We start from the raw sequence: 11,225 nt of genomic DNA on the forward strand, positions 1-11,225 counted from the left end.
AAAAAGAGGCGCAACAAAAAAACAACAAACAAAAACCACCAAACACACTATTGAGTTCTCAAACAACACACCCGCGCAGCCGCGCCACCAAGCCCGCGGCCAATGGCCGCGTCTTCGTAGTGCGGACGCTCGGGAACCCACCGAAGTGGGGTTTCCCTCTGGGACGCCGCCGCGCTCTTCGGGCTGGGCCCGTGTCGCAGCGACTCCGATAAGTTACGTGAGGGATAACTTGGAGTCAAATGGGCTGCTGGTGCGGGTTTTTCGGACCCGGCACCGATCATGCGCACCAGGGTGCGTTGACTCCAACAGAACCTCCAACGCGATGCCGCTCGGGTTTGTTCCCGAACTCAGCCGACGCGTTCGATCCCGGCGATGCTGCGCTTGCCGCGCCGCAACACCAACCAACGGCCGTGCAGGAAGTCGGAGGCTTGCGGCGCCCAGTCGTCGCTGTCGATCCGAACATTGTTGACGTAGGCGCCGCCCTCGCCGACGGTCCGCCTGGCCGCGCCCTTGCTCGCCGAGAGCCCGCTGGCCACGAGCAGGTCGGTGATCGTCTCGTGGCCGCCCGGCTTGAACTCTGCGACCGCCGCTTCGCGCAGGGCCGCACCGAGCGTCGGCTCGTCGAGCTCGGCAAGCTCTGCGCGGCCGAACAACGCCTGGCTGGCGTACTCGACCGATCGCGTCGCCGATTCACCGTGCACCAGCGTGGTCAACTCGCGTGCCAGCCTGCGCTGCGCGGCCCGTTCGTGGGCTCGCTGCGTCGTCGCCTCGTCCATCGCGGTGAGCTCGTCGGGCGTGAGAAAAGTGAACCAGCGCAGGTAGCGCACCACGTCGGCGTCCGCGGTGTTGATGAAGTACTGATACCAGGCGTACGGGCTGGTCATCGCGGGGTCCAGCCACAGGCTGCCGCCACCGGTCGACTTGCCGAACTTCCTGCCTTCCGAATCGGTGACCAGCGGTGTCGTCAGCGCGTGCACCGTCGCACCCGCCTTCTGACGCACCAGCCGGACGCCGGCGATGATGTTGCCCCACTGATCGGACCCGCCGATCTGCAGTGAGCACCCGTACCGCTGGTGCAGCTCGACGTAGTCGTTGGCCTGCAGCAGCATGTAGCTGAACTCGGTATAGGAGATGCCCTCACCTTCGAGCCGGCGGCGGACGGTGTCACGGTCGAGCATTACGTTGACCGAGAAGTATTTGCCCACGTCGCGCAGGAACTCGATCGTCGACAGCGGTCCGGTCCAGGACAGGTTGTTCTCCACCACTGCGCCGGTGGGCGAACTGTCGAATTCGACGAACCGCTCGAGCTGACCGCGAATCCGGCCGGCCCAGTCAGCCACAGTGTCGGCCGTGTTCAGCGTCCGCTCCCCCGTGTCGCGCGGGTCGCCGATCATGCCCGTGGCGCCGCCGGCCAGCACGATCGGACGATGGCCGGCCTGCTGAAGGCGGCGCAGGGTCAGCAGCGGGATCAGGTGTCCGGCGTGCAGGCTCGGGGCGGTGGGGTCGAAGCCCGAATACACGGTGACCGGACCTGCGGCCAGTGCTTCGGCCAGCGCGTCGCGGTCCGTGGACTGCGCGATCAGCTCGCGCCACTCCAATTCGTCGAGGATCGACGTACCCATGTCCGCGATCTTTCCGTACTAGTCGCTGGCACCGGGAACCGGTGCCCGCGGGCTACGCCGGTACACCGAGACCTCAGGTCGCCCAGCCAGCCAGAACCGCCACGGTCGGTCGGCCGCCTTGCTGACCCCTACCCGCGGTCCCTCCTCGGCGGGCTGCCGTTCACCCAGCATCAGCTCGATCGGGCCCGCTGAGTCGAACAGGTCGAGTCCGTTGTCGTCCATCGTGATGCCCAGCGCCGAACACAGATTGCCGGGACCCCTCGCCAGCCCCGCCGGGCGAACCGTCTCACCGCGGCGGGCCAGTGCCGTGTCGAGACCGGCCTCGACGGCGGCGGCTCGCAGCAGCACCGCTCCTGCGATGCCGTCGGTCGCGCATGCGACGTTGGCACAGACGTGGATGCCGTGGCTGCGGTAGGTGTAGAGCCGACCCGGCGGCCCGAACATCACCGAGTTGCGTGCGCTCGGCCCGCGGTAGGAATGTGCCGCCGCGTCCGGCCACGGACCGTCGGCAGGGCCGCCGTACGCTTCGACCTCGACGATCAAGGCGCTCACCCCGCGAGCGGTGAGGGTCGCACCCAGTAGCCGGCGCGCCGCGGTCAGCGGATCGACCGACAGCGGCTCGGCTGTCACCGTCAACGACCGAAGGGCGCGGCGAGCGCCTTGGCGACCAGGTCGTAGGCGACCGCCTCCTCGGGATGCACGCCCGGGAAGAAGTAGAAGCCGTGCGGCATTCCGGCCGGGAAGTAGTCGACGGTCTCCCCGCCGGCGGCTCTGATGCGCTGCGCGAAGGCCTTCGCCGAATCGACGATCGGGTCGTGGGTGCCGGCGACCACCACGGCCAACGGGTAGCCGGTCAGGTCGCCCTCGATCGGACTGACCCAAGGGTGGTCCCACGGCGTCGCGCTGACGTAAGCGCCGCGGATGAAGCCCGCGAACGGCATGTCGTAGACGATGCCGCGAGGAGCCAGATCCAGAAACGACGGCCATCGCTCGAACTGGAAGTCGGCGAACGCACCGAGCATCACCACCGCGTCGGGTATCCGTACGCCCTCGTCACGCGCCCGCAGCGGGATCGCCGCCGCCAGGTTCGATCCCGCCGAGTCGCCGGCGACGGCGAGTCGCGATACGTCCGCATCGATCTCGTCGCCATGCTCGACAATCCAGCGGTACACGTCGTAGGCGTCGTCGAGCGGAACCGGGAAAGCGAACTCGGGTGCCGACCGGTAGTTGGCCGACACCACCAACGCGCGGTTGGTGAAAGCGAGCTTTCGGGCCAGAAAGTCGCAGTCTTCGGACGACCCGACGGTGAAGCCGCCGCCGTGGAGATAGAGGATCACAGGCAGCGTCCCGTCCGGGACGTCGGCGGGCCGGTAGAGCTGGCACCGCGCCACCCCGTCGCGCACCGGCAGGTAGACCTGGTCGACTGCGACGTCGGGCACCGCCTCGGCGCCGGTCGGCGGCACCAGCGAGGGGTCCGGTTGCCGCCCGTCACCGATGTAGCCGGAACGCACCGGCGCAATCATCAAGTCGCGCAATGCAACAGGTTGCCGGTTGTTGGCGATCACGCGATACATCGGCATCGCCGGATCATCAGGATCGATATAGCTCAGCCCGTCGATGGTCACCGGCAACGTGACGTCGACCTGGCCGTCGGGAACTGTGCGCAGATATTCGCGGACCATCGTCGGCAATCCTACGGCCGGCAGTCGGCCGGCATTGACATCGGCGGCCTTGGCGAGTCATATTCATCATATGATGACTTCATCGGCAGATGAATTCTCGCGCGACCGGAGTCAACCGGCCATCGACATCCGCGGTCTGCGGGTGGTGCGGGGCAACCGCGTCGCCCTCGACGACATCACGGTGCAGATCGCCCAGGGCACGACCACCGGCCTGCTGGGACCCTCCGGGTGCGGCAAGACGACGCTGATGCGCAGTGTCGTCGGCACCCAGATCATCAGCGAGGGAACCGTGACCGTGCTCGGTAGACCCGCGGGGTCGGCCGACCTGCGGCACCGCGTGGGCTACGTGACCCAGGACCCGACCGTCTACGACGACCTGCGCGTCATCGACAACGTGCGCTATTTCGCGGCGTTGTACGGCACGGACGCTCAAGCCGCCGATGAGGCGGTCAACGCGGTCGGCCTCGACGACCACCGAACGGCACTGTGCCACAACCTCTCCGGTGGTCAGCGCACCCGTATTTCACTGGCCTGCGCGTTGGTGTCGCGCCCGGATTTGTTGGTGCTCGACGAACCCACCGTCGGACTGGACCCGGTGCTGCGCGTGGATCTCTGGGAACGTTTCCATGAGCTCGCCCGCCGAGGCACGACGCTGCTCGTCTCCAGCCACGTCATGGACGAGGCCGACCACTGCGGGGACCTGTTGCTCATGCGCGAGGGTCGCCTGCTCACCCATACCACGCCGAGCAAGTTACGAGAGGACACGGGATGTCAGTCGCTAGAGGAAGCGTTTCTGTCCGTCATCCGGCACAGCACCGCAGCCGGAAGAAGCCCAGCCGGCTGAGCGTGCGGCCATACCTGGCCACGACCACGCGGATCCTGCGCCAGCTGCTGGCCGATCACCGCAGTGTCGCGATGATTCTCGTGGTGCCCGTACTGATCATCACGCTGATGTACTTCATGTTTCAGAACGTCCCGACCCGGCCCGGCGCACCCGATCCGTTCAACAACGCGGCCCTGGTCGTGCTCGGGCTCTTCCCGTTGTTGGTGATGTTCTTGATCACCGCGATCACGATGCAGCGCGAACGGGTCTCCGGCACGTTGGAGCGCATCCTGACCACGCCGCTGCGCCGACTGGATCTGCTTGCCGCCTATGGCAGCGCGTTCTCCATCGCCGCTGCGGCGCAGGCTTCTGTCGCGACCGTGGTGTCGTTCTGGCTGCTCGGCTTCGAAACGGCCGGTAGCCCCGGGTGGGTGTTCGTCATCGCGATCGTGAATGCGGTGCTGGGAGTCGGGCTGGGCCTGCTGGCGAGTGCGTTCGCGCGCACCGAGTTTCAGGCGGTGCAGTTCATGCCGCTGGTGATAGCGCCGCAGCTGCTGCTGGCCGGGGTGATCGTCCCTCGTGCGCAGATGCCGCAATGGCTCGAGTGGATCAGCAACGTGATGCCCGCCAGCTATGCGCTCGAGGCGCTGCAGGAGGTGGGCAGGCATCCGGAGCTGACCGCGGTCGCGGTTCGTGACATCGTTGTGGTGATCGGATGCGCGGTGCTCGCGCTCGCTCTGGCCGCAGCCACGCTACGACGAAGGACTCCCTGATCACTTGACGACCAACGCAGAACGCAAACGGCCCGGCCGACCGCCGGGGACGTCGGACACCCGGGAGCGCATTCTTGCCAGCGCGCGTGAATTGTTCGCGCGCAAAGGGATCGACAGAACCTCGATCCGCGCGATCGCCGCCGATGCAGGGGTCGACCCGGCGCTCGTGCATCATTACTTCGGCACCAAGACGCAACTGTTCGCCGCAGCCATCCACATCCCGATCGACCCCATGCAGGTGATCGGACCGCTGCAGGAGATTCCGGTCGAGGACATCGGCCGGACACTGCCATCGATCCTGTTGCCGCTGTGGGAGTCCGAGCTGGGCAAGGGCTTCATCGCGACGCTGCGGTCGGTCCTCGCGGGGAACGACGTCTCGCTGGTGCGGTCCTTCTTCCAGGAGATCATCGCCGCCCAGATCGGCGCCCGCGTCGACGACCCGCCCGGCACCGGCCCGGTCCGGGTCCAGTTCGTGGCCTCACAGCTGGTCGGCGTGGTGATGGTCCGCTACATCCTCGAACTCGAGCCGTTCAAGTCGTTGCCCGTCGAGCAGGTGGCCGAGATCATCGCTCCCAACCTGCAGCGCTACCTGACCGGCGACCTACCCGACCTGTCCTGACGCAAGATCGAGCATCCGCTGGTGTTCGCCGTCATCGGTGACCGCGACAGCCTCGTCGATCAACAACACCGGAATCCCGCCGTCGATGCGGTAGGCGCGGCGCAGCCGCGGGTTGTAGAGATACTCGTCCTCGACGAGCAGCAACGGTCCGCGATCCTGCGGACAGACCAGGATCTCCAGAAGCCTGGCGTCCAGAGCCATCCGCGTCAGCCGACCGGATTGAAGCCCATGCCGGGGAGCACCGGCACGGGACCGGCGATCGGCCCTTGGGCCGCGGCCGATTGCTGGGCTCGCAGCTGCAGCTTGCGCTGGTAGGCGATGGTCTCCTTGAGCGCCTCGACCAGCGGGGTCTGGTTCGGCCGTTTGTCGAGCGCCTCGATGAGGGCGGTGGCGTTGGCCCCGGACGGGCGGAACCCCTGTCTCCGCAGGAGCATCGCGTCGTCGATCAGCTTGGAGATCTGTCCGCCGCCGTCGCCCTGCGCGTACTCGGCGTGGATGGACTGCAACACCTGGTCGGCTTGCCGGGCCCGTTGGGCGGCCGCGACGGCCTCCTCATCGACCCGGTTGCAGTCGTCACCGGTGCACGGCTTCTTCGGGCCGTCGGCCTCGGCGGTAGGGGTCGGCGCCTCGGTGGTCGTGGGCTGGGCGGGCTGCGCGGACGCGGTCGGCGCGCCATTTTCTGTGAACAGGGTGGCGGCCAGCGCGGCGCCGGCGATGCCGCCGATGACGACGCGGCGCCAGGCCTCGCGATCACTACCGGTCTGCAGCGAGAACAAGGTCATCATTCCTCCAGCTCGGTGACGCGACTGCCCGACGCGGCGGCGTTCGACCACCAGCGGGGAGCCTAACAGCGACCGCCCGAGGCGGCACGGTCATCCAGGCTGGCCCTCGGCGATCTCGGTACGCACCGCAACGGTCAACCGCTTGTACCGATTCGTATCGGGGTCCAGGTACCAGGCGTTACGCGACGGCTTCGGGAGGCCCTCGGCGCGCAGCGGGCTGATCAGGGGTCGGTAGGAGGCGCTGAGTGCCATCTTCGAGACCACGTGGACGATGTCGGGTGGGCAGCCGACGGGAAGGTCGGACAGCGCCTCCGACAGATCGGCCGAGGGGATGCTGCCGCCGGGGCGCAGGGCGAGCGCGGTCACGGCCAGTTCGTGGCCATTCACCTCGACCCCGTAGGTCACCGCGAGGTCGACCGCCCCGAGATGGCCGACGGCGTCGTTGACAGGTGCGGAGAACACGCAGCCCCGTGCGGTGCGGATGACCAAGCCCCGGTTGTCGACGAGCCAGTAGTCCCCGTCTTCGTCGCGGCGGAACAGGTACTCGGTGGACACCCAGGTGTCGGCCGGGGCGAACACACCGCGCTTGATCGAGGCGGTGGGGTCCACTGGTCCACGGGGATGGGCGAGCAAGACGCCGACCTCGTTGTCGTCGGCCCGGCGCACGAAGCCGTCGTCGTCCTCGAGGATCAGGTCCTCGTCGGGGTCGTAGGCGGCCAGCGCGACCTCGCCACCGCCGGGCAGCTGCCTGCCCTTGCTGCCGATCTTGGCGCCGGACACGTTGGCCAGCACGGCCTGACCGTCGGTGGTCGCGAAGAACTCGACGATCTGGGCGGGCGCGAACACCTCGACGACGCGCTTCCACAGTCCGGTCGGCATGCCCGAGCCGATGAACAACCGCACGGGATGGCTGCCGACCAGCGAGAACGACGGGTCGTCGATGACGTCGCGCAGCATGCCCCACGTGTAGGTCACGACGGTGACGCCGTACTGGCGGATCTCTTGGACGAACCGGTCGGGCCGGGGGCCGCGCGACAACGCGATCCGTGACCCGCCGACGACGGCGCCACCGAGTGCCACCAGCAGTCCCGACTGGTGGTGCAGCGGGGTCAGGCAGTACACGGTGTCGTTTCGGCTGAGGTTGGCGGCGGACGCCGTGCCGAACGCCGAGAGCGCCCAACGGTAGTTGGTGATCTGCCGGGCGTGGAGTTCGCCGCCGACGGTGCTGAAGGCGACGAAGGCCAGATCCCGGGCCAGTCCCGGATTCGGTCGGTACCAGCCCGGCAGGTCCACGACCTCGGGATCGATCTGTTCCATGTCGACCACGCCTGCGTGCTCAGGCAGGTGAAGGTCGCGGGACTCGCCGCCACCCAGGATGAGCACCCGGGTGCCCAGCCCCCGCGCCGCGTCGAGGTGGGTGGGGTCGGCGATGATCTCCGACACCGAGCCCAGGCGCACGGCGGCGGCCAGGTCGACGTCGGGCGGCATCAGGACCGCCACCGCCCCCAGCCGGGACAGTGCGGCGATCGCGACCAGGGCGCTGGGGCGGGTCTCCATCAACACGCCGACGTGCGCCCCCTGGCGCACCCCGACTTCGATGAGCCCGCGAACGACGTTGTCGATGCGTCGGTCGACCGCCTCGTAGGTGTGCACTCGGCCGTCGAACAGCAGGGCTTCGCCGTTGGGTGCGTCCCTGGCCTGTTCGCTCATGATCCGCCCGAGCGAGATGCGGGTGTGGTCGTTGATCTGGCCGAGTCGCGCCAGGCGCGGCAGCGTTCGGGCCGTCTCGACGGCCAGCGCACGGGCGGATTTGTTGGCCGACACCAGCGCGCCCGCGGCGGAGCGTGCGAAGCTGAAGACCATCTCGGTGGCCGCCCCCGCCCCGTGGGCCACCCGGGAGCTCAGCGAGACACCGCTTTCGCTGTGCTCCTGCGGCAACAGCGCCATCGGGTTCACGTCCCCGGGCAACTCGCCGGTGCCGTCGAGCCACTTCACCCACTGTGCGACCGTCGGCCACGTCTGGTCGGCCGCCTTGGAGCCCACGACCAGACCGAAATGACCTGCGCGGATCAGATACTCATAGACATCGGCCTTCGGGGCAGCGCGCTTGATGCCGCGCACGGACGCGGGCTGTCCGATGTCGTCCACCTCGCCGACCACCGCGAGCACCGGGCAGTCGATGTCGGAGAGCGTGACCAGGTCGCCGTGAATGTTGAAGCCGCCGCTCATCATCCGGTTGTGGGCGATGAATTGCTTGAGCAGTTCGGCGATGGCCGGTCCCGACCAGGCGATCCACCCCTCGGAAGCCAGGAAGCGGCGCTGCTGCTCGCGCGGCAGCAGCGCCTCGCGGTCATGCAACTGGCGCAGGAAGTCGATACGCGACTGTGCGGTCTTGAGCGGATCGAGCATCTGAAACCCGGTGCGGGCCAGCCAACCGGGGATGTCGATGCGGCTGAACACATGGTCGGCCATGAAGTCCGCCGCGGCGGGCGCGATGCCGGGCGGCAGGTTCATCGGCAGCGCGGCCAGGGTATCGACCGGCGAGCCGAACGCGATGATGCTTGCCAGGTCCTTGGATCGGCGGTAGGCCGCCGACTGGTAGGCGAACATGCCGCCCTGCGAGTAGCCGGCCAGGTGCACGTCGCGGCCGGTGACCTCTTTCACGGTGTCGATCGCCTCGCTGAGCGCGACGACGTGGTCCGCGAGGGTGCGTTCCATGCCGCCCTCGACCTTGTCGGGTGCGCCGAAGTCGATGACCCACGGGTCGATGTCGACCTTGTGCAGGATGCCGACGGCGCCGTCGTCGCGGGTCACGTCCCACATGTCGGCCGACATCATCATCGGGTGCACCATCAGCACGGGTGGGCCGGGTTGCCTGGCGCCGGGCCGCGTGTCCGGCGGGAAGTACCGACGCAACCGGTACATCGGCACGCTCTGGATGATCTGAAACGGCGAAGGCACCGCCCCGGTCTCCAGTCCGCCGTAGCGCAAGACCTCCAGGCCATTCTGAGCAGTGGCCACCAGTCGGCCTACGGGCCTGGTTATCGCCGACAAGTCCACCACCGCGCTCCCCTTTATGCGACCTCGCGTTCCCCCGAGTAACGGGGCAATCATGGCACAGCCTGTGCCGCGGAACGGTCGACCTATCATCGGCGGTCGTGGCGAACCTGATCAACGTCGAACGCGTGACGGTCAGCTACGGCACCCGTACGCTGCTCGACGCTGTGAGCCTGGGCATCGACGACGGCGACGCGGTCGGCGTCGTCGGACGCAACGGCGACGGCAAGACGACCCTGCTGCAGATCCTGACGACGGCGCGCGAACCCGACTCCGGTCGGGTGACTCACACGTCCGGGCTGTCGGTCGGCTACCTGCACCAGAGCGACGACTTCGGAGCCCAGGCCACCGTCCGCGAAGTGATCGTCGGCGGCAGGCCCGACCACGTATGGGCTGCAGAACCGCACACCCGCGACGTGGTCTCGCACCTGCTGGGCGGCGTGGACGTGGACACCACCGTCGGGCACCTGTCCGGCGGTGAGCGGCGGCGCGTGGCGCTGGCCACCGTCCTCATCGCCGGCCACGACGTGCTCGTGCTCGACGAGCCGACGAACCATCTCGACGTCGAGGTGATCGGGTGGCTCGCCGGACACCTCAACGCTCGGCCTGCCAGGGCGCTGGTGGTGGTCAGCCACGATCGCTGGTTCCTCGACGCGGTGTGCACCAGGACGTGGGAGGTGCACAGCGAATCTGGGAAAGGGCGAGTCGACGGTTACGAGGGGGGCTACGCGGCCTACGTGCTGGCGCGCGCGGAGCGGATGCGGCTGGCGGCAGGCGCCGAGGCGCGCCGCCAGAACCTGATGCGCAAGGAACTCGCGTGGCTGCGGCGGGGTCCGCCGGCGCGCACCTCCAAGCCCAAGTTCCGGATCCAGGCGGCCAACGAGTTAATCGCCAACGAGCCCCCGCCGCGCGATTCCCTGGTGCTGCAGAGCTTTGCGACCACCCGACTCGGCAAAGACGTGTTCGACCTGCACCGCGTCCGCCTCGAGGCGGGCGACACCGTCGTGCTCGACAAGATCGACTGGTCGATCGGGCCGGGCGCACGCATCGGCCTGGTCGGCGTCAACGGCACCGGCAAGACGACGGTGCTGCGGCTGCTGGCCGGCGAGCTGGCCCCCACGGCCGGCACGATCAAGCGCGGCGCCACGCTGAAGATCGGTTACCTCAGTCAGGCGCTGGCCGAACTCGGCGGCGCCGAGCGGGTGCTCGACGCGATCGAGAACCGCCGTCGAATCACGGAACTGGCGGGCGGACGGGAGATCAGCGCCGACACCCTGCTGCGAGACTTCGGATTCACCGGCGACAAGCTGACCGCGCGGGTGGCGGAGTTGTCGGGCGGCGAGCGGCGCAGGCTGCAGTTCCTGCGCATGCTGCTCGACGAACCGAATGTGTTGCTGCTCGACGAGCCGACCAACGATCTCGACATCGACACGCTGACTGTCATCGAGGACTACCTGGACGGCTGGCCCGGCACCCTGATCGTGGTCACGCACGACCGCTACTTCCTCGAGCGCGTCACCGACGTCACCTATGCGCTGACCGGCGGTGGTCGCTGCGACCTGCTGCCCGGCGGCATCGATCAGTATCTGGCGCAGCGGGCCTCCGCGGCGCCGTCGAGTGCTCGACCGGAACCGCAGAAGGGTGAGTCGGCAGCGGCGCGCGAACGGCGCACCGGCAAGGAGATGACCCGCATCGAGGGTCAGTTGGAGAAGCTGGACCAGCGGATCGCCGCACTGCATCAGTCGATGGCCGAGGCGGCATCCGACCACGTCCTGCTCGGTCGGCTCAACGACGAACTCCGCGAGCTGGCGCAACGCAAGGACTCGCTCGAAGAGGCGTGGCTGGCCGCTGCCGAGGACTGACCGGC

10 protein-coding genes are annotated in these 11,225 nt (G+C 68.2%); 4 read left to right on the forward strand and 6 right to left on the reverse strand.

From position 1 onward, the window contains the following. Window positions 1-347 precede the first annotated feature (347 nt). From tyrS to K3G64_RS21080, 3 genes are read right to left on the reverse strand one after another with little or no spacing between them, the layout of a single operon-like run. Window positions 348-1,622 carry a tyrosine--tRNA ligase gene (tyrS, locus tag K3G64_RS21070; RefSeq protein WP_238887044.1) on the reverse strand — a complete coding sequence of 425 codons (1,275 nt, stop codon included), beginning with the start codon at window positions 1,620-1,622 and terminating at the stop codon, window positions 348-350. A gap of 18 nt (window positions 1,623-1,640) precedes the next feature. Next, window positions 1,641-2,252 (reverse strand): DNA-3-methyladenine glycosylase, encoded by a 612-nt coding sequence (locus K3G64_RS21075; protein ID WP_238887045.1) that lies wholly within the window; start codon window positions 2,250-2,252, stop codon window positions 1,641-1,643. 2 nt (window positions 2,253-2,254) lie between these two features. Beyond that, window positions 2,255-3,304 (reverse strand): alpha/beta hydrolase, encoded by a 1,050-nt coding sequence (locus K3G64_RS21080; protein WP_238887046.1) that lies wholly within the window; start codon window positions 3,302-3,304, stop codon window positions 2,255-2,257. A gap of 70 nt (window positions 3,305-3,374) precedes the next feature. On the opposite strand from K3G64_RS21080, the gene K3G64_RS21085 reads away from it, so the two are divergent. From K3G64_RS21085 to K3G64_RS21095, 3 genes are read left to right on the forward strand one after another with little or no spacing between them, the layout of a single operon-like run. Next, window positions 3,375-4,148: an ABC transporter ATP-binding protein gene (locus K3G64_RS21085; protein WP_238887047.1), complete on the forward strand. Its 774-nt coding sequence runs from the start codon at window positions 3,375-3,377 to the stop codon at window positions 4,146-4,148. Between the two features lie 2 nt (window positions 4,149-4,150). Continuing rightward, window positions 4,151-4,900, forward strand: coding sequence for an ABC transporter permease (locus K3G64_RS21090; protein WP_238887048.1), 750 nt, complete (start codon window positions 4,151-4,153; stop codon window positions 4,898-4,900). 4 nt (window positions 4,901-4,904) lie between these two features. After that, window positions 4,905-5,519, forward strand: a complete 615-nt coding sequence (locus tag K3G64_RS21095; RefSeq protein WP_238887049.1) for a TetR/AcrR family transcriptional regulator — start codon at window positions 4,905-4,907, stop codon at window positions 5,517-5,519. Here K3G64_RS21095 and K3G64_RS21100 read toward each other — a convergent pair. The 3 genes from K3G64_RS21100 to K3G64_RS21110 form a co-directional block, all read right to left on the reverse strand. Next, window positions 5,502-5,720, reverse strand: coding sequence for a Trm112 family protein (locus K3G64_RS21100; RefSeq protein WP_238887050.1), 219 nt, complete (start codon window positions 5,718-5,720; stop codon window positions 5,502-5,504). The genes K3G64_RS21095 and K3G64_RS21100 overlap by 18 nt on opposite strands. 5 nt (window positions 5,721-5,725) lie before the next feature. Then, window positions 5,726-6,304 carry a hypothetical protein gene (locus K3G64_RS21105; RefSeq protein ID WP_238887051.1) on the reverse strand — a complete coding sequence of 193 codons (579 nt, stop codon included), beginning with the start codon at window positions 6,302-6,304 and terminating at the stop codon, window positions 5,726-5,728. An 87-nt stretch (window positions 6,305-6,391) separates the two neighbouring features. Further along, the gene (locus K3G64_RS21110) at window positions 6,392-9,361 is read right to left on the reverse strand and encodes an acyl-CoA synthetase (RefSeq protein ID WP_238950896.1); all 2,970 of its coding nucleotides are present in this window, start codon (window positions 9,359-9,361) and stop codon (window positions 6,392-6,394) included. Between the two features lie 98 nt (window positions 9,362-9,459). Here K3G64_RS21110 and K3G64_RS21115 point away from each other — a divergent pair, with 98 nt between their 5' ends. Beyond that, a complete protein-coding gene (locus K3G64_RS21115) occupies window positions 9,460-11,220 on the forward strand; it encodes an ABC-F family ATP-binding cassette domain-containing protein (RefSeq protein WP_305071265.1) in 1,761 nt (586 codons plus the stop codon). The last annotated feature ends 5 nt before the right edge of the window (window positions 11,221-11,225 follow it).

Origin of the sequence: Mycobacterium sp. IDR2000157661, assembly GCF_022317005.1 — a bacterium.
Classification (GTDB): domain Bacteria; phylum Actinomycetota; class Actinomycetes; order Mycobacteriales; family Mycobacteriaceae; genus Mycobacterium.

Coding starts and splice junctions, on each gene's coding strand:
- K3G64_RS21105 (WP_238887051.1), bottom strand. CDS start 6,304: ATGATGACCTTGTTCTCGCTGCAGACCGGTAGTGATCGCGAGGCCTGG.
- K3G64_RS21100 (WP_238887050.1), bottom strand. CDS start 5,720: ATGGCTCTGGACGCCAGGCTTCTGGAGATCCTGGTCTGTCCGCAGGAT.
- tyrS (WP_238887044.1), bottom strand. CDS start 1,622: ATGGGTACGTCGATCCTCGACGAATTGGAGTGGCGCGAGCTGATCGCG.
- K3G64_RS21085 (WP_238887047.1), top strand. CDS start 3,375: ATGATGACTTCATCGGCAGATGAATTCTCGCGCGACCGGAGTCAACCG.
- K3G64_RS21080 (WP_238887046.1), bottom strand. CDS start 3,304: ATGGTCCGCGAATATCTGCGCACAGTTCCCGACGGCCAGGTCGACGTC.